Source organism: Arthrobacter sp. TJ-238 (genome assembly GCF_058269215.1).
Window position 1 is genome coordinate 220,602 of sequence record NZ_JBZCNH010000004.1, and the last position, 21,605, is coordinate 242,206.

Annotated in this window: 19 protein-coding genes; 11 read left to right on the plus strand and 8 right to left on the minus strand. The window is 70.3% G+C overall.

Going from position 1 to position 21,605, the window contains the following annotated elements:
- Positions 1–2: 2 nt before the first annotated feature.
- Positions 3–1,328 (minus strand): MFS transporter, encoded by a 1,326-nt coding sequence (locus AC4D2O_RS09885; RefSeq protein WP_490906809.1) that lies wholly within the window; start codon positions 1,326–1,328, stop codon positions 3–5.
- Between the two features lie 147 nt (positions 1,329–1,475).
- Complete coding sequence (locus AC4D2O_RS09890; protein ID WP_490906813.1) at positions 1,476–2,060, minus strand: TetR/AcrR family transcriptional regulator; 585 nt, start codon at positions 2,058–2,060, stop codon at positions 1,476–1,478.
- Positions 2,061–2,169: 109 nt separating this feature from the next.
- On the opposite strand from AC4D2O_RS09890, the gene AC4D2O_RS09895 reads away from it, so the two are divergent.
- Positions 2,170–2,592, plus strand: a complete 423-nt coding sequence (locus AC4D2O_RS09895) for an organic hydroperoxide resistance protein (protein ID WP_490906815.1) — start codon at positions 2,170–2,172, stop codon at positions 2,590–2,592.
- Between the two features lie 56 nt (positions 2,593–2,648).
- On the opposite strand, the gene acs is transcribed toward AC4D2O_RS09895, so the two are convergent.
- Entirely contained in the window at positions 2,649–4,607 is a 1,959-nt protein-coding gene (gene acs, locus AC4D2O_RS09900; protein WP_490906818.1) for an acetate--CoA ligase, read from the minus strand.
- A gap of 240 nt (positions 4,608–4,847) precedes the next feature.
- Between acs and AC4D2O_RS09905 the strand changes: the two genes are divergently transcribed.
- The 3 genes from AC4D2O_RS09905 to AC4D2O_RS09915 are packed head-to-tail and all read left to right on the plus strand — an operon-like array spanning position 4,848 to position 7,980.
- Complete coding sequence (locus AC4D2O_RS09905; protein ID WP_490906821.1) at positions 4,848–6,413, plus strand: hypothetical protein; 1,566 nt, start codon at positions 4,848–4,850, stop codon at positions 6,411–6,413.
- A gap of 60 nt (positions 6,414–6,473) precedes the next feature.
- Positions 6,474–7,283: an endonuclease III gene (nth, locus tag AC4D2O_RS09910; RefSeq protein ID WP_490906824.1), complete on the plus strand. Its 810-nt coding sequence runs from the start codon at positions 6,474–6,476 to the stop codon at positions 7,281–7,283.
- A gap of 16 nt (positions 7,284–7,299) precedes the next feature.
- Entirely contained in the window at positions 7,300–7,980 is a 681-nt protein-coding gene (locus tag AC4D2O_RS09915; protein ID WP_490906827.1) for an NUDIX hydrolase, read from the plus strand.
- Between the two features lie 8 nt (positions 7,981–7,988).
- On the opposite strand, the gene AC4D2O_RS09920 is transcribed toward AC4D2O_RS09915, so the two are convergent.
- Positions 7,989–9,686: a bifunctional 3'-5' exonuclease/DNA polymerase gene (locus tag AC4D2O_RS09920; protein ID WP_490906829.1), complete on the minus strand. Its 1,698-nt coding sequence runs from the start codon at positions 9,684–9,686 to the stop codon at positions 7,989–7,991.
- Positions 9,687–9,789: 103 nt separating this feature from the next.
- Between AC4D2O_RS09920 and ssd the strand changes: the two genes are divergently transcribed.
- The 7 genes from ssd (at position 9,790) to AC4D2O_RS09955 (ending at position 15,125) form a co-directional block, all read left to right on the plus strand.
- Positions 9,790–10,866 (plus strand): septum site-determining protein Ssd, encoded by a 1,077-nt coding sequence (gene ssd / locus AC4D2O_RS09925; RefSeq protein ID WP_490906832.1) that lies wholly within the window; start codon positions 9,790–9,792, stop codon positions 10,864–10,866.
- A gap of 131 nt (positions 10,867–10,997) precedes the next feature.
- Positions 10,998–12,176 (plus strand): TadA family conjugal transfer-associated ATPase, encoded by a 1,179-nt coding sequence (locus tag AC4D2O_RS09930; protein WP_490906836.1) that lies wholly within the window; start codon positions 10,998–11,000, stop codon positions 12,174–12,176.
- Complete coding sequence (locus tag AC4D2O_RS09935) at positions 12,173–12,961, plus strand: type II secretion system F family protein (protein ID WP_490906838.1); 789 nt, start codon at positions 12,173–12,175, stop codon at positions 12,959–12,961. Before AC4D2O_RS09930 ends, AC4D2O_RS09935 begins: the two co-directional genes overlap by 4 nt.
- Positions 12,961–13,566: a type II secretion system F family protein gene (locus tag AC4D2O_RS09940; RefSeq protein ID WP_490906840.1), complete on the plus strand. Its 606-nt coding sequence runs from the start codon at positions 12,961–12,963 to the stop codon at positions 13,564–13,566. Before AC4D2O_RS09935 ends, AC4D2O_RS09940 begins: the two co-directional genes overlap by 1 nt.
- A gap of 146 nt (positions 13,567–13,712) precedes the next feature.
- A complete protein-coding gene (locus AC4D2O_RS09945) occupies positions 13,713–14,264 on the plus strand; it encodes a DUF4244 domain-containing protein (protein WP_490906842.1) in 552 nt (183 codons plus the stop codon).
- Complete coding sequence (locus AC4D2O_RS09950; protein WP_490906844.1) at positions 14,264–14,746, plus strand: TadE family type IV pilus minor pilin; 483 nt, start codon at positions 14,264–14,266, stop codon at positions 14,744–14,746. The genes AC4D2O_RS09945 and AC4D2O_RS09950 overlap by 1 nt, the downstream gene beginning before the upstream one ends.
- Complete coding sequence (locus tag AC4D2O_RS09955) at positions 14,739–15,125, plus strand: Rv3654c family TadE-like protein (protein WP_490906846.1); 387 nt, start codon at positions 14,739–14,741, stop codon at positions 15,123–15,125. Before AC4D2O_RS09950 ends, AC4D2O_RS09955 begins: the two co-directional genes overlap by 8 nt.
- Before the next feature lie 339 nt (positions 15,126–15,464).
- Here the strand turns inward: AC4D2O_RS09955 and AC4D2O_RS09960 are convergent, their stop codons facing one another.
- The 4 genes from AC4D2O_RS09960 to AC4D2O_RS09975 form a co-directional block, all read right to left on the minus strand.
- A complete protein-coding gene (locus tag AC4D2O_RS09960) occupies positions 15,465–16,727 on the minus strand; it encodes a sensor histidine kinase (RefSeq protein ID WP_490906848.1) in 1,263 nt (420 codons plus the stop codon).
- A gap of 162 nt (positions 16,728–16,889) precedes the next feature.
- Entirely contained in the window at positions 16,890–18,221 is a 1,332-nt protein-coding gene (locus tag AC4D2O_RS09965; protein WP_490906850.1) for a BTAD domain-containing putative transcriptional regulator, read from the minus strand.
- 242 nt (positions 18,222–18,463) lie between these two features.
- Complete coding sequence (locus AC4D2O_RS09970; protein WP_490906852.1) at positions 18,464–20,830, minus strand: DEAD/DEAH box helicase; 2,367 nt, start codon at positions 20,828–20,830, stop codon at positions 18,464–18,466.
- A gap of 48 nt (positions 20,831–20,878) precedes the next feature.
- Positions 20,879–21,529 carry a GNAT family N-acetyltransferase gene (locus AC4D2O_RS09975; protein ID WP_490906854.1) on the minus strand — a complete coding sequence of 217 codons (651 nt, stop codon included), beginning with the start codon at positions 21,527–21,529 and terminating at the stop codon, positions 20,879–20,881.
- Between the last annotated feature and the right edge of the window lie 76 nt (positions 21,530–21,605).

Here is a 21,605-nt window from a genome sequence, read left to right on the forward strand (position 1 = left end):
CACTATGCCGCACGCGTGCCGGCGGGTACCGGATCGGCGAGCCGTGCACGCAGGCGCACGGCTCCGAGGGCGCCGGCCACCGTCACGAGGCTCATGGCGGCGAGGACGACGCCGGGGTGCCACCACGCGCCGTCCGTCGCGATACCGAAGCGCTGCGTGATCGACGGCGCGAATCCGGCGACGATCGCGGCGATGCTGTAGGCGAAGGAGAGGGCGGTGAACGCCGTCGCCGGCTTGAAGATGTCCGCCATGAGGCCGCCGAGGGCTGCCCAGCTCGCCGTGGGCAGGATCCCGCCGAGGATGATCGCGGCGATGTACATCGGTTCGGTCGCGATGCTGATGACCCAGTACAGAGGGAAGGCGATCAGCGCCGTCCCGAGGGCCCCGCCCGCGACGACCCTCGCGGAGCCGATGCGCATCGCGAGGTAGCCGAATGCCGGGATGGTGCCGAGTTGGAGGATCGACCCGACTAGGGCGGCGTTGAGCACCGTGGCCTGGGAGAGGCCGAGCGTCTCGGTGCCGTACGCCTGGGTGTAGGTGACCATGAGGAAGTAGGAGCCGATGCCGAGGACTGCGGAGGCGATGGCGACGACGATCGCGACCGGCTGGGACTTCAGGACCTCGAGGAAGGGGACACGGGGCAGCTGGTGTCCCTCGCTCGCCTGCTTGAACACAGGCGTCTCGTCGATCGCGAGGCGCAGGTAGATCGCGACGGCGAGGAACGGGAACGCGAGCAGGAACGGGATGCGCCAGCCCCAGGTGGTCATGACGTCGGGGGCCACCACGGTGAGCACCAGGAAGATGGCCGAGATCAGCATGGTGCCCACGGGGGAGCCGAGCTGGGGGATGGACGCGTACAGCGCCCGCTTGCGGGGTTCGGCGTGCTCGGTCGCGATGAGGATGGAGCCGCCCCATTCGCCGCCCAGGGAGAGTCCCTGCAGGAAGCGCAGCGCGGTGAGGATGATGGGCGCCCAGATGCCGATGGTGTTGTAGTCGGGCAGCAGGCCCACGGTCCCCGTCGCGAGGCCCATGAGGGTGATGGTCCAGATCAGGGTCCGCTTGCGGCCGATCCGGTCCCCGAGGTGGCCGAAGAGGATGGCGCCGAGCGGGCGGGCGACGAACCCCATGGCGAACACGAGGAACGCCGAGAGGGTCCCGGCCAGCGGATCCTGGTCGGTGAAGAAGACGACGTTGAACACGAGCGCGGCTGCTGTGCCGAACACGTAGAAGTCGTAGGACTCGAGGGCCGTTCCGACGAAGGAGGCTCCGGCGACGCGGCGGGCCATGCGTGGATTCGTGACGGGGGGCTGCTGGACGGTAGTGGACACGGTGAAGATTGTCCTCCCGCCCCGGCATGCGGGCCACGTTTCAGGACGAACGTCACATCATCCGTCCTTGCGGCATCATCCCGGCGCGCCTGCGGCATGATGCGGGCGGGCGTCGGACGAGGGCGTCCGCCGGGGACGGGTCCGCTGTCAGGCAGGCAGGGGCGAGCCGAGGTGCGCGGCGACGATGGCCCGTCCGGCGGTCACGAGCTGCCCGGTGACGGCGCCCGGATCGCCCATGAACCCGTGCACCATCGCACCGTCGCGCAGCATGATGAGCTGGTCCGCCACGACCTCGGGCCGGTCCACGCCCAGCTCCTCCAGCAGCCCGGCGACCACGCCGTGCAGCCAGGCGCGGTACCGCCCGACCGCGGCGCGGACCACATTGCCGTCCGCCGGGTACTCGGCAGCGGCGTTGATGAAGGTGCAGCCGCGGAAGCCCGGCCGGCACGCGGCGCTCCCGTTGGCCGCGGCCAGGCGGAGCAGCACGGCACACGCGTCCCGGCCGGCGCCCCGCTCGGCATCGACGGTGGTCTGCAGCTGTTCGAGCTGGGCGTCGAGGTACGCCACCACGAGCTGGTCCTTCGACCGGAAGTGCCGGTAGAACGTGACCTTGGTGGTGCCCGCGTCGGCGATGACCTTGTCCGCACTGACCGAGCGGATGCTGTTCTCGTCGAACAATCGGGTCGCGGAGGCGAGGAGTCGCTCGCGGACCGGCAGGGAGGTGTCCATCATGCTCCTGATCGTCGCACGGCACCTGTGGATTATGCCGCTGTAGAGTGACTAGTTAGTCTACTAGGAAGCGGGTCGCCGACCGGGCACCCCGAGGGAAGGTCTGACACGCATGAGTGCTCTCTACACGGCAGTGGCCACGGCGACGGGCGACGGACGCAACGGCAAGGCGCACACCGACGACGGACAGCTCGTCGTCGACCTCGCGGTCCCCAGGGAGATGGGGGGCACCGGTGGGGCCACGAACCCCGAGCAGCTCTTCGCCCTCGGCTACTCCGCCTGCTTCCACAGCGCCCTGAAGCTCGTCGCGAGCCGCAGCAAGGCGAAGATCAGCGACACCGCGGTCACCGCCGAGGTCAGCATCAACCCGGTGGAGGGCGGCGCGTTCCAGCTCGCGGTCGCCCTGCACGCCGAGATCGGCGGGGTGGACCAGGAGACGGCCGATGCGCTCGTCGCGCAGGCCCACCAGGTATGCCCGTACTCCAATGCGACGCGCGGCAACATCGAGGTCACGGTCGACGCCACGATCGGCTGATCCCGACCTGACGCGCGGAAGGCCCCCGCCCAGGCGGGGGCCTTTCGCGTATCCGGCTACTTCCGGAGGGAGACCGCGATCTGCTGCATGATCGTCGGATCGGACAGCGTCGTGGCGTCACCGACCTCACGGCCCTCGGCGACGTCCTTCAGCAGGCGGCGCATGATCTTCCCGCTGCGCGTCTTCGGCAGTTCCGGGACCACCAGGATGTTCCGCGGCTTGGCGATGGGGCCGATCTCCTTCGCCACGTGGTTCCGCAGCGTCGTGACGATGTCGTCGTCGTCCTTCGCCGATCCGCGGAGGATCACGAAGGCGACCACGGCTTCACCGGTCGTCTCGTCGCTCGCCCCGACGACGGCGGCCTCCGCCACCGACGGGTGGCTCACCAGGGCCGACTCGATCTCGGTGGTCGAGAGGCGGTGGCCCGAGATGTTCATGACGTCGTCCACCCTGCCCAGGAGCCAGATGTCGCCGTCGCTGTCCTTCTTGGCGCCGTCACCCGCGAAGTACATCGCATCGAAACGGGACCAGTAGGTGTCCTTGAACCGCTGCGGGTCACCCCAGATCCCGCGCAGCATGGAGGGCCACGGCTCGCGGATGACGAGGTAGCCGCCGGAACCGTCCGGCACCGACTCACCCATCTCGTCGACGACGTCGATCGCGATCCCCGGGACCGCCACCTGCGCCGAGCCGGGCTTGGTCGAGGTGACCCCCGGCATGGGGGCGATCATGTGCGCGCCTGTCTCCGTCTGCCACCACGTGTCGACGATCGGGGCCTTGCCGCCGCCGATGACCTCGCGGTACCACATCCACGCCTCGGGGTTGATGGGCTCTCCGACGGACCCGAGGACGCGGATCGAGGACAGGTCGTACTTCTTCGGGATGTCGCGGCCCCACTTCATGAACGTGCGGATGGCCGTCGGCGCCGTGTACAGGATGGACACCCTGTACTTCTCGATGAGTTCCCACCAGCGGCCCTGGTGGGGGGTGTCCGGCGTCCCCTCGTACATCAGCTGCGTGGCACCGTTCACCAGCGGCGCGTACGCGACGTAGCTGTGCCCGGTGACCCAGCCGATGTCCGCGGTGCACCAGAACACGTCCGTCTCCGGGCGCAGGTCGAAGGTGTTCTTGTGCGTGAACGCGGTCTGCGTGAGGTAGCCGCCCGTGGTGTGCAGGATGCCCTTCGGCTTTCCGGTGGTCCCCGAGGTGTAGAGGATGAAGAGGGGGTGCTCGGCGTCGTGCGCGACGGCCGTGTGCTCGTCCGAGGCGGTGCCCACGGTGTCGTGCCACCAGAGGTCGCGGCCCTCGGTCCATTCGACCGGCTCGTTGTTGCGGCGGACCACGACGACGTTCGTGACCGTATGGCCCTCCCGCTCGAGGGCGCCGTCGACGGCGGGCTTGAGGGCGCTCGGCTTGCCCCGACGGAACGTGCCGTCGGAGGTGACCACGAGCTTCGCTTCCGCGTCGTCGATGCGGCTGCGCAGCGCGTCCGCGGAGAAGCCACCGAAGACCACCGAGTGCACGGCCCCGATGCGGGCGCAGGCGAGCATCGTGACCACGGCCTCGGGGATCATCGGCAGGTACACGGCCACCCGGTCGCCCTTCCGGACGCCCAGGGACTCGAACGCGTTGGCTGCCCGCTTGACCTCCCGGGTGAGCTCCGCGTAGGTGATGGTGCGGGTGTCGCCGGGCTCGCCCTCGAAGTGGATCGCCACGCGGTCGCCGAGACCGGCCTCGACGTGGCGGTCGAGGGCGTTGTAGGCGGCGTTGACCGTCCCGCCGACGAACCACTTGGCGAACGGCGCGTCCGACCAGTCAAGGGTCTCCGTGAAGTCCTGGTCCCAGGTGAGCAGCTCCCGGGCCTGCCGGGCCCAGAACTCCGTGCCCTGCTCGCGTGCCTCGTCGTAGAGGGACGGCTGCGCGACGGCGTTCGCAGCGAACTCCTCGCTCGGCGGGAAGCGGCGCTCCTCGTGCAGCAGGTTCTCGAAGGCGTCGCCTTGGCGATCGGCGCTCATGTTCTACCCCTTTGTGACGTGATCGTATGGTGTGCGGCGGCAGACGGGACGCCCGGTGCCCGGTCGGGCGGCCGCGCGCCTGCGTGCTCGTGTGCGCGCTGCGATGCGCGCTTCAAGGGAACATTACCGAGTCCTTCGAGTCCTGTGTGTCCAGCGTCACAGGACCTAGCCGAGCTGGGGCGATTGTGCGGTGAGCGGTGCCCGCTCACCGCCCCTCGTCGGTGGAGAAGGCGCGGGTCGGTGGCTAGGGTGGAAGGAGGTATCCACGACCGGCGGCCGAGGGCTGCGGGCGATGAGCGCTACGAACGGGAGTACACCATGACGGAAGCATCCGAGGGGAAGCGCGCCACCGGCGTCTCATCGGCGGGATCACGGCCGGGCTCCGGGCACAGCGACGCTGCGCCCGTCCAGGATTCGACCGCGGGAGCCGGCATGCCGAGCGCCGGGACGTCGGTCACCGGCACTGCGGGCTCCGGCACGTCGCTCGCCGGGACCTCCGGGACCTCCGGGACCTCCGGGACCTCCGGGACTCCAGCGTCCGGCACCTCGACGACGGATGCCCCGACGGGTCCGAGCAAGGCGGCCGCGGGACCGTTCACCCTGCGGGAGCTGATCTTCAGCGGAGGCGTCGCGCTGGTCTTCATCGGCACGCTGCTGCCCTTCATCGGCGGTGACGTGCTCTACACCAACTTCTGGAGCAGTGCGTCCCTCTTCTTCATCGGTATCGGCATCCTGTTGCCCGTCATCGCGCTGGCACTACTCGCCGCACGACGGCTGGGCAGCTCCGGGCTGCGGGTGGGGTCGTTGTCGGTCGACCAGTTCGCGTCCGTCACCGCCGTCCTGGCCGCGACGTTCTTCTTCCTGCAGACCGTCACCGCGTACCACGTGGGCCCTCTCGTAGCCCTGATCGGTTCGCTCGGCATGCTGGCCGCGAGCGTGGTCGCCCCGTTCCTGCCCGTCCTCAAGGACGACTTCACGGGCCGCCCCGAGGTACCCGCCCGCACCGCGGCCCGCCCCATCACCGCTGCCCGCCCCCGTCCGCCGAAGCCGGTCAAGCCGGCCAAGCCGGCAACTCCGGTGGACACCGCGGCGGCTCCCGGCAGCGCCGGCCGGACGACTCCGTCCGGCATCAATCCTGCTGCCGCCGGTGTCCGCCAGAACGGTGCGGGCCTGTACGGTGCGGGCGGTGCAGGGGCCGTGGGCGCGGGCGCTGCCGCAGCCGGCCAGGCCGGCATCGAGCGCGGCCCCTCGACCCCGGCCCCGGCCTCGTCCGATACCGCGGCAGGAGACGCCGGGCGTCCTGACCAGGCGGCGCACGGCCAGGTCGGCGCGCACGCTGTGGGCCACTCCTCGGATGACACCTCGCGTGAGACCTCGCGTGAGACCTCGGACGAGACCTCGAGTCAGACCTCGAGTCAGACCGACAGCCCCGCTACGGCGGACCATTTCTCCTCCGCCTCGGTCCAGCCCGACGAGACGCGCGTCCATGACGTCGTCCGCGACGACACGACACGGACCTACGCGGCGGCCGACTCCTCCACCGGGGAGCGGGCCCGCCAGGAACCGATCACGGCGACCCGTTCGACGGACGAGGAGCCCGTCGTCGAGGCGTTCTGGTTCGCCGTCGGGTCCCAGCGGCCGGTCTACGACGAGCAGACCGGCCGCGAGGTCTTCCGGCTGCAGCCGGGCGACTGGGAGGTGGGCATCGAGGACCGCGGCAGCGAGTTCCTCGTCCAGGACAAGCGCACGGGTGCCGTCGGCATCCTGCGGGACCTGCGCAACGTCGAGCGCGCTCCCCGCGACTGAGACCGAGCGCCACCCCTGCCGCTGCCCGAGTTGGTCCGAGAAGTACCGCTGGAAGGAGACATGCACGTGGCAGGCAGGAAGCCCGGGGTCGAGGAGGAATCGCCGGTCGCGCTCAAGCGCCGGGCGCGGAAGATCAACAGGATCCTGGGTGAGACCTACCCGTACGCGGTGGCGGAACTCGATTTCCGGAACGCGTTCGAGCTGCTCGTAGCTACCGTCCTGTCGGCGCAGACGACCGATGTGAGGGTCAACCTGACGACGCCGGCGCTGTTCGAACGCTTCCCGGACGCCCGTTCCCTCTCCGAGGCCGACGAGGCGGAACTGCAGGAGATCATCCGGCCGACAGGCTTCTATCGCGCCAAGGCCAACAGCCTTCTCGCGCTGTCCCGGCGCGTCGTCGACGAGTTCGACGGAGAGGTCCCCGCCCGCCTGGAGGACCTCGTCACGCTGCCCGGGGTCGGGCGCAAGACCGCCAACGTGGTCCTCGGGAACGCCTTCGGCGTCCCGGGCATCACCGTCGACACCCACTTCGGGAGGCTCGCCCGCCGGTTCCGGTGGACCACTTCCGAGGACCCCGTGAAGGTGGAGATGGACGTCGCGGCCCTCTTCGACCGCAAGGACTGGACCATGCTGTCCCACCGCGTGGTGTTCCACGGGCGGCGGATCTGCCACGCGAAGAAGCCGGCGTGCGCCGTATGCCCGGTCGCCGCGCTGTGCCCGTCGTTCGGTGAGGGGGAGACCGACCCGATGAAAGCCGCGAAACTGCTCAAGTACGAACTCGCTCCGGGCCGGGAGGACCTGCTGGAGCTCATGCGCGCCGGACGATCCCGCGCCGAGCTCCGAGACGCCGGGCACGGCCTGGGTGCCTAGCCCTCCGGTCGGCACGGTGTACGACGACCTGGCCGCGTGGGTGAGCGCGAAGGCCGCGTCGGGGTCGGCGCTGGTCCGTCCGGGCGGCTGGCAGTTCGCCGCGCTGGATCCCGCCCGGAGCCGCCGGGCGGCGGTGCTCGTCCTCTTCGGCGTCGGCGACGGCGTCGAGTCCGCATCTGCTGCGACCGGTCCGGGCCGGGACGACCTGGACATCCTCTTCCTGATGCGGGCCGCCTCCCTGTCCAACCATCCCGGCCAGGTGGCGTTCCCCGGGGGCGCGATCGACCCGGGCGACGCCGACGAGGGCGCGGCGGCCCTCCGCGAGGCGCACGAGGAGACGGGACTGGATCCCGCCGGCGTCGACATCGTGGGGACGCTTCCGGAGGTCGGTCTCCCGGTCAGCAACTTCCTGGTCACTCCGGTCGTCGCCTGGTGGACGGAGCAGTCGCCCGTGCACGCCGTGGACGCGGCGGAGTCGGAGGCGGTCTTCCGGTGCCCGGTGGCCACGCTCCTCGACCCGGCGCATCGTCGGACGGCGGTGGTGCGGCGGAACGGCTTCGTGAGCCGGACGCCCGCGTTCATCACCCCCGACGCGGTGATCTGGGGGTTCACGGCGTTACTCCTCGACGCGATGTTCGACGGGCTCGGCTGGACCACACCCTGGGATCAGTCGCAGGAGATCCCGGCACCTCTCTGAACCGGCGCCTACTTCGCGTCCGCGTAGGACGAGACCGTGACCGTCGTGATGGAGAACTCGATGGGGATGGCACCGAAGATCAGGCGGGTCGCAGCGCGTGCGGCCTCCTCGAGGACGATCCGTGCCTCCTCAGCCCGGTCCGTCGGGACGTGCAGCACCACCTCGTCGTGAAGGAAGAACGCGATGCGGCTCCGTGGTTCCGGAATGGTGCTCGCCGCGAGGCGACGACGGATCTCGGCGAGCCAGCAGAGGGCCCACTCCGCGGCGGAGGCCTGCACCACGAAGTTCCGCGTGAAGCGGCCCCGCGCCCGTGCGGCGCTGTCCGCCCTGCGCTGTTCCTCCGCCGTCGTGGTGCGCTGTCTGGCCCGCCATTCCTCGGACGCGGGCGGGCACCCGCGGCGGAGATGGCTCGCCACGCCGTCTCCCGCCTCGCCCGCCCGCGCTGCCGCCTCCACCACGCCGATGGCGCGCGGGTAGGCGCGGGTCAGCTGCGGCATCAGCCGGCCGGACTCGCCGCTGGTGGCGCCGTACATGGCGCCGAGCATCGCGAGCTTTGCCTTCGCCCGGTCACCGCCGAAGCCCTGGTCGGCGATGCCCTGATAGAGGTCGCGGCCGCGTGCTGCGGCGGCGAGCGCAGAGTCCTGCCCGAGGGCCGCCAGCACCCGCGGTTCGAGCTGCGCGGCGTCGGCGACGATGAAGACATGGCCCTCGTCCGGCCTCACGGCGTCGCGCACCTGGTGAGGGATCTGCAGCGCTCCGCCGCCCCGCGACGCCCAGCGTCCGGAGACGACCCCGCCGACCACGTACTCCGGGCGGAAGCGGCCGTCGTGCACCCAGGTGTCGAGCCAGGTCCAGCCGTTGGCGGTCAGGAGCCGGGAGAGTTTCTTGTAGGCGAGGAGCGGACCGATCGCAGGGTGCTGCTGGCGCTCGAGTTCCCAGGACCGCGTGGTCTTCACCTCGATCCCGGCCCGGTGCAGTGCACGCAGGACCTCCTGCGGTGAGTCCGGATTCAGCCCCGGGTTCCCCAGGGCCGCCCGCAGCTCGCCGGCGAGCCGCTCCAGCTCCTTCGGCCGGGCGCCGTCCGCCGGCCGGGGGCCCAGGCTCCGTTCGAGCAGCTCCTCGTGGATGTCCCGGCGCCAGGGGAGGCCCCAGAACTCCATCTCGGCCGCGATCAGGGCTCCCGCCGACTCGGCCGCGACGAGCAGGTTGAGGCGGGCCGCTTCCGTGGTGTCGGTGACGGCCGCGAGCTGCCGGCCGAACTGGTCGACGACGTCGTCGAGGAACGGGCCCGCCGTGGCCTGCGGTTCGTCGAACAGCGACTGCTGGTTCGGTGCGGGCGGAAGCGGTGGCAGCGAGGCCCGTGCGGGTTCGGTGCCGTCGTCCGTCCGTGCCGTCGCCCGCAGGGAGTCGATGTACGGGGAGGGGCGGCACGCCGGTGAATGAGCGAGGAGGGCGCGGGTCAGCGTCACGTCCCAGCACCGGTCCACTGTCACCCCTGCTGCCAGCAGCTCGGGGTACCAGCGCCGCGTGCGGTCCCAGACCCAGCGCGGGCGGGAGGCCTCGGCCTCGGCGACGGCGGACACGAAGCCGCCTTGCTCCACGACTCGCGGAGCACCCGTCCGCTCGCCGCTCGGATCCAGTCGCTGGAGCGAAACGCTGCCGCTGCCGCCCTGATGCGACGGCGTCGGTGCCACGGCGATGTACATGTCCATATTGTCGGCCGTGGCGGTGTCATTCCTGCAATCCATGGTTGTCCACATACCGGCCGCCGCGGGCCGGCGGCGCGGGCCCTGCGGTGAGGCTTGGCGGATGAGGCAGCAGACCTGGACGCCGGAGGCCCGGCGAGGACGCGTGGTCCTCGCGGGCGGCTCCCAGTACGTGCAGGACCAGGTGGCGCGGGCGTGCGCGGCGGCCGGGGCCACGCCGACCTTCGTGGACGGAATCGCGGATGCACTGCCCCTGGATCCGTCGGTGCTGCTCGTCGGGCCCGATCAGGCCCAGGAGGGGGTGGCCGGGCATGAGGAGGTGATCGTAGTGGGCGCGCCGGACGACGAGTCGCGCGTCTGGGCGGCCGCGGCGAACCTGGCGTCGTCCCGGGTCGTCATCCTGCCGCACGGCTCCGGGTGGCTCGCCGAATACCTGGGCCGGCGCCTGAACCCGGCGGCCGCCGGATCGGTGGTCGGCTTCCTCGGGACGGCCGGCGGATGCGGCGTCAGCACGCTCGCCTTCTGGTGTGCGCGCCGCCTTGCCCGCCAGGGACGGCCCACGCTGCTGGTGGACGGGCAGCCACCGCAGGGCGGGCTCGACCTCGCCCTGGGGCTCGAGGAGCGCCCCGGCGTGCGCTGGCACGATCTCCGGGAGCTGCGGGGCACCCTGAACGCGGGGCAGCTGAAGTCCGCCCTGCCGACCGCGGGGAACCTCTCGGTGCTGTCCCACACGGCCCGTCCCGGTACCGGCGAAGCGGGTGAGACGGGTGAGGGGATGGAATCCGCGGCTGCCGTGCTCGATGCTGCCCGTGGCGCGTTCGACATGACCCTGGTGGACCTCGGCGGCAGGATCCCTTCCGGCCCTTCCCTGGTATCCGCCTGTGACCACCTCGTGCTGCTGGTGCCCTCACGTCCGCGCAGCATCGCGGCACTGGAGGCCGTCCTGCCGGTGTACGGCTCGGTGCACGTCACGGTGGTGCTGCGGGGCCCCGTGCACGACGGGCTCGACGCGTGGCACGTGGCCGATCTGGCCGGACGGCCCGGCCCGCTGCCGTACCTTCCCTTCGTCCGGGGAGTCGCCACGGCGGAGGCCGGTGGCGGCATGCTCGGCTTCAAGCTCCCCCGGAGGGCACGGAACGTCGTCCACTCCGTCTGTGCCGGGCTGGAGCGCGCGGGATGAAGGGCGGCAGCGGACAGGACGGGCCCACGCGGCGCCAGTTGCGTGCACTGGGTGACCCTCCGCACCGTTCCGGTGCAGGCGGACGGGCCGGCGGCGGGAGCTCACCGACGGATGCTGCCGGGGCGGCTTCCATGGTGGACACCGTCCGCAGGGCAGTCCTGGCGGGGGACGTCCGGCCGACCGGCGCAGCATTCGCGGACGCGGTCGGCTCCAGCGGCCGGTTGCTCGGTTCGGAGGGCACGCTCTCGGCCCTCGACCGGGTGCGAGCCGAACTGAAAGGGCTGGGTCCGCTCGAGTACCTCCTTGCGGAGGAGTCGGTCACGGACATCCTCGTGAACGGCCCCGACGAGGTCTGGGTCGACGGCGACGTCGGGCTCCGGCGGATCGGCCGGGTCTTTTCGACGGACGAGGAGGTCCGCGCCCTGGCGGTCCGCCTCGTAGCGGCCGGAGGCCGCCGCCTCGACGACGGATGCCCCGCCGTGGATGTCCACCTCGGCGGGCTCAGGGTCCACGCCGTCCTGCCGCCCATCTCCACGACGGGCACCCTGCTGTCCATCCGCATCAGGCGCCCGCGGGTGTTCTCCCTGGCGGAGCTCACCACCAGCGGAACCATGACGGTGACGATGGCCAGCGCACTCGCCCTGATGATGAGGCACCGCCTCAACTTCCTCGTCAGCGGTGCCACGGGGACGGGCAAGACCACGCTCCTCTCCGCCCTCCTCGGACTGGCGCATCCCGGCGAGCGCGTCGTGCTGGTCGAGGACGCCGCCGAGCTGTACCCCGTGCACCCGCACACGGTGGGACTCCAGTCCCGCCACGGCAACCTCGAGGGCGCAGGAGTGCTCGACCTCACCGAACTTGTCCGGCAGGCCCTGCGGATGCGGCCGGACCGCCTCGTGGTCGGCGAGTGCAGGGGCGCGGAGGTGCGTGAACTGCTGGCAGCGATGAATACCGGGCACGACGGCGGGGGAGCGACGATCCACGCGAACTCCGCGGAGGCGGTGCCGGCGCGGTTGAGTGCGCTTGCGGCGCTCGCGGGTCTGACGCAGGACGCCCTCGCGCTGCAGGCCGCCAGTGCGGTCGACGTCGTGGTCCATATCGTCCGCGACCGGCAGGGCCGTCGAGTGGAAAGCATCAACCTCCTGGAAGGCGGCGATCCGGGCGGTCTGATCGTTCGGCCCGTCCTCGTCGACTCCGGAACGGGCTGCCGGCGCGCCGCCGGCTGGGACGACTTCGCCCACCGCGTCGACTGGCCCGGACCGGAGCCGGACTCCGGGTCCTGGCAGCGGCGTGCAACCCCTGCGCCGTGACGGGGCTGATGGTGGCTCTCCTGCTGGCGGGCGCAGGCATGATCCTGACGCTGCCCCGGGCCGTGCCGCCCGGGGGCATGGCATCAGTGCGGGGACGCGCGCCGGCCGCCGAGGACATCCCCTGGCCTCCACCGATAGTGCCCGGTCGGGGCGGCTCGAGGACCCGGTCCGGCGGTCGGCAGGCCGCCGTCGACCCGCACGAGCTTCCGCTGTTCGTCCATCAGTTGGCTGGGCTCCTTCGGGCGGGACGTCCGCCCCATACCCTGTGGGCGGACATGGAGAGCATCTACGCCGACGGCCGGAGCACGTTCGCGATGGCGGCCCTGCCTGTGCTCGGAACGGCGCGCCGGGCCGCCGACCTGGGGTTGAGCGTCCCCGACGCCCTCCGCCAGGCGACGGCGGGCGTCGGCCGCCCGGGAACAGGCCAGAAGCGGGCGCAGGTCGACCGGCTGTGGGTGGACCTGGCAGGCTGCCTCGTCGTCGCCGAACGGAGTGGGACGCCCCTGGCCGGGATCCTCGAGAGATACGCGGCGCAACTCGACGCCGACCTCGAGGGTCTGTCGGCGCGCGAGACCGCCCTGGCCGGACCACGGGCCACCGTGCTCCTGCTCGCGTGGCTTCCGGCCGTCGGGTTAGTCCTCGGCTTCGCCCTCGGCCTGAATCCCCTGGCGGTACTGCTGGGATCGTTTCCCGGGCGGCTCGCTCTTGCCGCGGGCATCCTGCTCATGATCGTGTCGCGCCTCTGGTCCCGCGCCCTCGTCCGTCGGGCCGGAGGTGATCCCTGATGACAGGCCTGGCGGTGTCCCTCCTGCTCGCCGCGGCAGCCCTCGTGGTGTCCGCCCCGTCGGGACGCTCCCGGCCGCGACCCCGGGCGATGGAGGGACGGCCGGAGCCCCCGGGCATCCGGGACGTACCGCTCGTGCTCGACCTGCTGGCGGTCCTGCTGTCGGCCGGGGCCTCGGTCGAGAACGCCCTCCTGGTCATCGCCGGAGCGTGCGACTCCGGGGTGGGCTCGCCCCTGGCCCGGGTCCATGCGGCCCGACTCCTGGGCGCATCGTGGGAGGCGGCCTGGGATGTCGGGGCAGCTACGCAGGCATCCGGCGCAACCCGCCCCGCGCTGTGCCGCCGACGCCGCCACGGGTCTGATCCGCGGCGAGGCGTCGAGGACATCCGCGAGGGTCTTCGTTTCGCCACCTCCACGGGAGCGCCGTCAGCTGCGCTGCTGCGTGCCCATGCCGCCCAGCTACGACGACGGCACAACCGCGAGATCGGCAGGAAGGCCGCTGCCCTTGGCGTGCAGCTCGTCCTGCCGCTCGGTCTGTGTTCCCTGCCTGCCTTCATCTGCCTGGGCGTGGTACCCGTCGTGCTGGGCCTCCTTCCGGGCCTCTGACAGGGCCGCCGCGCCGGGCAGCGAGTGGTTATCCACTTAGCCCCGTCCCTCGCCCAGCACCCCGGGTGGCGCCCCCAGAGTTGGTCCTGCGACGACCGTCGCTCACGCCCCGTGGAGCGGGTTCCACGTCGATGGAAGGAGATGCCATGGCACAGCGATCGCACGACAGGGAGGTTGAGGATCCGGGATCCGGGGATACCGACGCCGGGAGCAAGGGTGCCGTCCGTCCGTTGATCGGCCCATCGTCGAAGGACGCCACGCACCGCGCGGCGGATCATGGCGGCGCGCACGCCCGTCCGGAGCTGGGAGAGACGGCACCAGGCGCCGGGAGGATCACGGGGAACCCGGCCGCGTGCACCGTGCCGTCGCCGCTGTCGGTCGTCCTGCTGCCGCGACCCGTCGTCAGGGCCGGGGACGTCGCCTGGAGGACCAGTCCCGCCATGCCCGCCACGGGTGGACCCGGCGGCGGCCGGTCCGCCCGCCGAGCGGACGCGCGGCGTAGACGATCGAACGAGCGGGTGGTCCGGCACCGCGGGGACGAGGTGGTGGACCGGGAAGCCGGGATGGCGACCGCCGAATACGCGATCGCCACGCTTGCCGCCGTGGGGTTCGCCGCGCTCCTCGTCGCGGTCCTGTCGAGCGGTGAGGTCAGAGGGCTCCTGATGTCCCTGATCACCTCTGCGCTCAGCTTCGGCTGATGAGCGGCGACCAGGGCGGATCCGCCGCCAGCCCCCGCGCCCGGTCGTGGACGGGTCGGTCGTGGACGAGCCGGACGTGGACGGGTCGGTCGTGGACGAGCCGATCGTCCAGACGCCGGTTTTGGACCCACCGTCCGGAGCGGGCGCAGCGGGGCTCGGTCACCGCCGAGGTCGCCGTCGTGCTGCCCGCCCTGGTCGTCCTGCTCGCCCTCCTGGTGGGCACGGCTCATGTGGGGACGGTCCAACTGCGGTTGGAGGAAGCGGCACGTGCCGGCGCCCGGGAGGTCATGCGGGGTGAGAGCAGTGCGTCAGTGGCCGAGACGGTGCAGCGCCTCGCCGGGCCCAACGCACGGGCGCGGGTCGAATCAGGATCGGGCTGGGCGACCGTCGAGGTGCGGGCGCGGGTCGAGGGGCCGTTCGTCGGCCTGATGGGCCTCGAGCTGCATGCCTCGGCATCAGGGAAGGAAGAACACCGTGAGTAGGCAGCCGGGAGTATGCGCCGGGCGGCAGGACCTCGACGCCGAGAGCGGTGCCGGGACGGTCCTGATGGCAGGCCTCGCGCTGCTGGCACTCCTCCTGATCGCATCGGCGGCCCTCCTGCTGCAGGCGGTGACGGCGGCGTCGAAAGCGGCGACGGCCGCCGACCTCGCGGCCCTGGCCGCCGCCGATGCGGCACGAGGGCTCACCACCGGGGACCCCTGCTCGGCCGCCGAGGCGGTGGCGCAACGGCACGGGGCGGCCGTGCAGGAGTGTTCGATCGGCGTCACGGGTTCCGGGACGGTCATGATCCGCGTGTCGGTCAGCAGCTCCGGCCTGCTGCCCGACGCCTTCGGCGTGGCGAAGGCGGGACCACCGCCGTGAGCGGGGTGGTCCCGCCCCGGATGCAGACCTACCCGGGTGCGTCGGGCCCGGTGGCCGGCCCGACCCGGAGGTGCCGCCCGCAGTCCTCAGCAGCCGTTCTTGCGCTGCTCGGTGTCCGACGGATTGTTGGTACAGGTCTGACCTGCACACCCATGGTCGTGACGATCGGCTGGCCCGGCGCCCTGGTTCACCTTGCCGACCCACGGGACACCGATGACCCACAGCCCACTCACCGTCCGGTTGACGGTCACCTCGGGCGGAAGCACGGAGTTCCAGACCTGGGGGTCTCAGGGTTGAGCACGAAGCACGACGGCCGACAAAATCACAGGGCCTTCAGAATCACAGGGCCTTCAACGCGTCGATGTCCTTCACCGAGGATCTCGACGAGTGCTTTCCGGACCAGCGCACGGTGGGGGTGGACACCTTGAACGTGGCCGCAATCGATGTTCCGTGTCCCGGTGCAGAGCTGATAGTGAGGGAGCCTCCGGCCTGCCGGATAGTGTCACCCAGAATTCTCAAGCCGAAGTGGCCTTCGGGCCCGGTCGCTGTCGCATCGAAGCCGACGCCATCATCCGACACCGTGATCTGCGTCTGCTGGCCGGATTGCCGGATGTGTATCTCCACTGATTGTGCTGAGGAGTGTTTGGCGGCGTTGACCAGTGCCTCGCGCGCTACACGATAGACCAGAACGGCCTGTTCCCGATCCAGGGCGAGAGTGTCCGGGATGTGGATGCTGAAGGCGATTCCGCGCTCTACCAGGAACGTCTCAAGTCGTAGGAGAGAGGCTTTCAGCCCCAGTTCCTCGAGATCCGGAGGGTAGAGCTCACTGGTCATGGCACGTAGTTTCCGGACATCGTGCTGCAGCATCGTTCGCGCATGGGTGAACACCGGGCGGAGCTCGGACGCGCCACAGCGTTCCTCCGACTCCAGGGCGCACGCCAGTCCGGACAGGTCCTGGATGACTTCGTCGTGGAGCTCACTGGCAATCTGCCGCCGCTCATGGTCCGACGCCTCTATCGCACAACGCAACAAGGCGTTGCGTGTGGCCTGATGCACCTGGATCCTGCGGGCCAGACGAACGGCCGGCACGAGTTGCGCCAGTTGCAGGAATCCCAATGACAGCAACATCGGAGGGATCATGCCCAACAGGACGGCGTTCTGTTCATGGCGCACCACGTCCCCGGAGGAATAGGTTTCGAAGATCATCGGCGACCCGTTCTGGGAGGTGGAGCGGACATAAACCTCCACGAGTTCGCCGGATCCTGCCTCGAATTCGTTCTCGTCCGCCGTCTGGTACTCCAGGGTTGCTGTTCCTGCTCCGCCCTCGAGGAGCAGGCGCGCCCACTCACTCTGCCCGAAATTCTGTCCGATGAGCGATCCCATGTCCGAGTAGACCACCTGACCGTCTTCATCCCACACCTTGATCCTCGAGAGGCTGCCGCTTCTCAGCCACGGCGCCAATCGCTGATCGAGCAATTGCAGGGCCGCGGGGTCGCGAGCCAGGAGTTCCTTCGTGATCAGCGGTGCGACGACGTTGTCGGCCAACCGCTGGGTGATGTCTCGGGCATTGGCGAGGGCATGCCGCTCCGCTTCCGCCCGCACCCAGAAAGCGACCGGCGTCGCAACGAGAATGAGGGCAAGGAATCCAGCCGTGAGGAACCGTAGGACAGCTGATCGGACCTCGCGTCGTTCGGCGACTCCTCGAACAGGTGAGTCATCGGCTGGAGCGCCCGCTGGAGGTGCATCCACGATGGCTGTGCCTGGTCAGGCTTCGGTCGGAACCGGTGAGGGTCCAGCCGTGGTTCCGAGCCTCGCTACCAGCGAGGGGTGAACGATCATGTTCCCCGGGCGGGCGTGCCTCAAAGTGTCCAGCGTGACTCCCAGAGCGCCGTCCTTGGGAAGGAACCCACAGATTCCCATGCGTGCCGCTTCGCGCAGTGCCTCCTGGGACGGGTTGCCTGTGAGCATGACGATCCGCGCCTCAGGAGCTTCGGAGAGTATGCGCTCGGCCGCGTTGAGTCCTGATCCGTCAGCAAGGTACAAATCCATGACGACCACATCGGGCCGCAGTTCCCGGAACATCATGGCGGCTTCGTCCACCGTCTTCGCGGCGCCGACACTCCGAAAGTCGGGTTCCCTGTCCAACGCTCCGGCCAGGAGGTCCGAGAAAGTGGTGTGGTCATCGACGATCAGGATGTTCAGGCGCTCGCTCTCCTGCCTGGGTGCAGCAGAATCCCAGAACCCGTTGTCGGCCCGGGTGATCTGGGAGTTCCGGAAGCCCGTCTCACGACTCGGAGCAGTCGTAGCCAGCAACCGGGCGTGTGCCTCCTGAAGTCGCGCACTCGGAGCACACCCCAGTTCATCGTCCAGGACCCTTCGGCAGCGATCGAAAGTGCGCAGCGCCGCGGTGGTTTCTCCCTGGCCCTCGAGTCCCAGTATCAGGGCCATCCAAGCCCTCTCGTTCAAAGGGTCCTCCCGGATCGCAACCTCACCCCACGCGGTAGCCCTGCCGACCTCCCCTACCTGGATTGCTGCTTCTGCGGCCAGAACCCGGGCGAGACGAACCCGCTCGGCGTGGAAGACCCGCTCCTCTTCGGCCCAGGTCGGCAGGACCTCGTCGCCCAACAGCGGAGCGGAAGCAAGGTCGAGTGCTTCACTCAGCAATTCGAGCGCTGCATGCGGCGGAGCGGACTCCGCTTGCTTCGTCGCCGCTTCGAATCGGTCCAGATCGAGGTCGACCAGCGAGCGATCCATTACGTACCCGCTCGAAACGGTGCGTAGGGGGCCCATTCGGCCGGCGCCCGGCTGAAGGCTGCGCCGTAGGACGCTGACGTAGCTCTCCAGGGTGGGTAATGCCACCGCGGGGTGCTTGTCGTTCCACAACAAGTCCATGATCCGGGTCTTGGACACGGCTGACCCGAAGTTGAGGAGAAAGATCTCGAGCAGTTGGCGCGGTTTCGGGCCACCGAGCTCGCCGGCAGTGACCTGCGTCTGACCGCGTCGAACCGTCAGCGGCCCCAGCACTGAAATGGTCAACCGCGATACGTCGCCGTACTCCACCGAAGGGCCGCCTGACAAGCGTGCTTCCTTCGCCATATCCAAAGTGATCACAATGCCCTGCCCAGTTCATCGAGTCCGTGGTTTCCATCTAAGGCCGCGGTAGCGTCGAGCACCACAGAGGTACCTACGCGATCCGCGGAGGCGGCTACTGAACGGGGCCGTCGAGCTACTCGACCCGACCGCTCTGCTACTGCGACGACATCCGGGGACCATGAGCCGGGCAGAGGCGATCAACTGTTCCCTGAGGAGCCATGCCCGAAGCCCGCCCACCGACGCACCTACGCCGTCGTCGGGCCCTCCGCACTCGAGGTGGCCACCCCGCCGGCGGCACCCGCGGCCTGGGTGAGGATGAGGGACAGCACGGCCACGGCACCGCCCTTGCTCAGCGGATTGTTCCTGTTGCCGCACTTCGGGGACTGCACGCACGAGGGGCAGCCGGACTCGCACTCGCACGCCTCGATGGCGTCTCGGGTCGCCGACAGCCAGATGCGGGCGGCTTCGAATCCGCGCTCGGCGAAGCCCGCTCCGCCGGGGTGCCCGTCGTACACGAAGATGGTCGGCAGGCCCGTGTCGGCGTGCAGCGCCGTCGACACACCTCCGATGTCCCACCGGTCGCTCGAGGCCACCAGCGGCAGCAGCCCGATCGCGGCGTGCTCGGCGGCATGGAGCGCTCCGGGGAGCTCCTCCGCGAGGATGCCCTCTGCCTCGAGCAGCTCGGGGCTGATCTCGAACCACACGCTCTTCGTGAACAGGTCACGGGCCTCGAGCTCGAGGGGTTCCTCCCCCAGGATCTCGTTGGAGGAAAACGCCTTGCGTTGGAAGGACACCACCTGGGTGGTGACCTTCACGTCGCCGAAGTTCGCGAGAACCCCGCCCCACAGGGCGCTGACATCGCGCCCGATCACCTCGATCTGCGTGACGTCCCGCGCCTGCGTGTAGTAGTCGGGATGGGCGCGGGACACCACCGCGCAGTGGTCCTGCTCGTTGAGCTCCTGCACCACGAACGTCCGGCCCTGGTGCACGTACACCGCACCCGGGTGCGCCTGGTAATGGCTCTGCGGCGAGTCCATGGTCCCCAGCAGGGCACCGGAGTCAGCGTCGACGATGTTGATCGGGCCGCCGCCGTCGGCCCGGAGGTTGACCATCGCCGCCGCACTCTGGGGGTGGGTCCAGAACCAGCCCGCGGGCCGTCGCCGCAGGAAACCCTGCTCGCACAGGGTGCCGAGCAGGGTCTCCGACGTCGCCCCGAAGAGTTCGAGGTCCGCTCCCGTGAGGGGGAGCTCGGCCGCTGCGGCGCACAGGTGCGGTCCGAGCACGTAGGGATTGGGAGGGTCGAACACCGTGGCCTCGACGGCGAGGTCGAACACGGCCTCCGGATGGTGCACGAGATAGGTGTCCAGGGGATCGTCGCTGGCGACGAACGCGGCGATGGCGTCCTGGCCGGACCGCCCCGCCCTGCCGATCTGCTGCATGAGGGACGCGCGGGTTCCCGGCCAGCCGGCCACGAGGACGGCGTCGAGGCCCGAGATGTCGATCCCGAGTTCCAGGGCGGAGGTGCTCGCCACTCCCAGCAGCTCGCCGCTGCGCAGCGACGACTCGAGCGCTCGTCGCTCCTCGGGGAGATAGCCCGAACGGTAGGCCGCGATGCGGTGCGGCAGGTTCGGGTGCACGTCCTCGAGCATCCGTCGGGTGGTCTGCGCGATGCTCTCCGCCCCGCGCCGGGACTTGATGAACGCGATGGTCCTCACCCGGGCGGAGACCAGGTTCGCGAGCAGGTCGGACGTCTCGGCGATGACGGTCCGCCGGGAGGGCGCGCCGTTCTCGCCCTTCAACCCGGTGAGCTGCGGCTCCCAGAAGGCCACCGTCGTGGAACCGTGCGGTGAGCAGTCCTCGTCGACGGCCCGCGCGGGAGCGCCGATCAGCCTGCTGAAGGACGCGGCAGGCGCCGCCGAGGTCGCCGACGCCCCGATGAACACGGGATGCGCCCCGTAGCTCGCGCAGATCCTGCGCAGACGCCGCAGGAGGTTCGCGACGTGGGATCCGAACACCCCCCGGTAGCTGTGCGCCTCGTCGATGATCACGTACTTGAGCCGGCGGAAGAACCGCGCCCACCACGTGTGGTTCGGCAGGATGCCGTAATGGAGCATGTCGGGGTTCGCGAGGATCAGGTTGGCGTGGTCGCGGATCCAGCGCCGAGCGCCTGATTCCGTGTCACCGTCGTACGTCTCGGCCCGGACGGTGGGCAGCTTCAGTGCGTTGATGGCCGAGAGCTGATCGGCGGCCAGCGCCTTCGTGGGCGCGAGGTAGAGGGCCACCGATCCGTTCGGGGCCAGCGTGACCCGGTTCGCCAGTTCGCTGCGGTGGATCTCGTCGAGCACCGGCAGCTGGTAGCAGAGCGACTTCCCGGACGCGGTACCCGTGGCGATGATGGTGTGCGCTCCGTCGTGGGCGGAGGCGGCACCCTCCACCTGGTGGCGCCAGGGCTCGCGGACGCCGCGCAGGGTGAACGCGGAGACGACGTCGGGGTGGGCCCACTCCGGCCACGGGGCGTGCTCGGCGTCCCGCGCGGGGATCTCCCGGACATGCAGCAGCTGCTCAGGGTCGGGACCACCCCCGAGCAGGGGAATGAGGGAGTGCACAGCCACGCCGCAATCATCGCACCGGCACACGCGGGGGGACGGCGGAAACGGCCGTTATCCTCTGATGACGAACACGTCCGCCAGGTACTGCCAGCCGAGGAACTCGTACAGTGCCCGCCCATCGGCGGATGCCATGAGCAGGCCCGCGGTGACGTCATCCTCCAGCACCGCTGCGGTGAGATCGCGCATCACGTAGCTGGCCAGCCCACGGCGCCGGAAGAGTTGCTCGGTGACGATGCGGTCGTAGACCGCGTACTCGCCCACCACCGAGACCGACCCGCGGGCCGCCAGGACACCGTCGGAGTGGACCGTGACGCGGCGGCAGGCTCCCTCGCGGGTGCGTTCCAGGGCGAAACCGTCGCCGGGGGGCCGCGGATCCTCGACGTCCTGTCCGCCCATGTCGACACGCATCAGCGACTGCTGGCGGTCGGTCACGCGCATCCCGAGCGGCCCGACGGCGTCGATCAGGGCCTGCATCCGGTTGGTGACGACGGTCAGCAGCCGCAGGGGGTCCTCCCGGATCTCCGACGCCACGTCGAGCAGCTGCTCGTCGGTGGGCTCGAAGAGGAAGTGTTCCGTCTGATTCTGCTGGTCCGTCAGGAGCACGGAGATGGTGCGGCCGTCGTCGTGCGGTTCGTAGCCCCTGCACGCGGACCACCCGGTGATCCAGGTCTGGAGGAGTTCCCTGTCTGCTTCTGCGCCCATGTGCTGAACCCTAGTTCCCGGCGGGGAGGATGCACATAGTCGGCCGTGAGGGTGACGGTTCCGAGACGCGAAGTAG

Coding starts and splice junctions, on each gene's coding strand:
- AC4D2O_RS09965 (WP_490906850.1), bottom strand. CDS start 18,221: ATGGCGAAGGAAGCACGCTTGTCAGGCGGCCCTTCGGTGGAGTACGGC.
- AC4D2O_RS09930 (WP_490906836.1), top strand. CDS start 10,998: ATGGTGGACACCGTCCGCAGGGCAGTCCTGGCGGGGGACGTCCGGCCG.
- AC4D2O_RS09890 (WP_490906813.1), bottom strand. CDS start 2,060: ATGATGGACACCTCCCTGCCGGTCCGCGAGCGACTCCTCGCCTCCGCG.
- AC4D2O_RS09975 (WP_490906854.1), bottom strand. CDS start 21,529: ATGGGCGCAGAAGCAGACAGGGAACTCCTCCAGACCTGGATCACCGGG.
- AC4D2O_RS09950 (WP_490906844.1), top strand. CDS start 14,264: ATGAGCGGCGACCAGGGCGGATCCGCCGCCAGCCCCCGCGCCCGGTCG.
- AC4D2O_RS09945 (WP_490906842.1), top strand. CDS start 13,713: ATGGCACAGCGATCGCACGACAGGGAGGTTGAGGATCCGGGATCCGGG.
- AC4D2O_RS09895 (WP_490906815.1), top strand. CDS start 2,170: ATGAGTGCTCTCTACACGGCAGTGGCCACGGCGACGGGCGACGGACGC.
- AC4D2O_RS09920 (WP_490906829.1), bottom strand. CDS start 9,686: ATGTACATCGCCGTGGCACCGACGCCGTCGCATCAGGGCGGCAGCGGC.
- AC4D2O_RS09940 (WP_490906840.1), top strand. CDS start 12,961: ATGACAGGCCTGGCGGTGTCCCTCCTGCTCGCCGCGGCAGCCCTCGTG.
- nth (WP_490906824.1), top strand. CDS start 6,474: ATGCACGTGGCAGGCAGGAAGCCCGGGGTCGAGGAGGAATCGCCGGTC.
- acs (WP_490906818.1), bottom strand. CDS start 4,607: ATGAGCGCCGATCGCCAAGGCGACGCCTTCGAGAACCTGCTGCACGAG.
- ssd (WP_490906832.1), top strand. CDS start 9,790: ATGAGGCAGCAGACCTGGACGCCGGAGGCCCGGCGAGGACGCGTGGTC.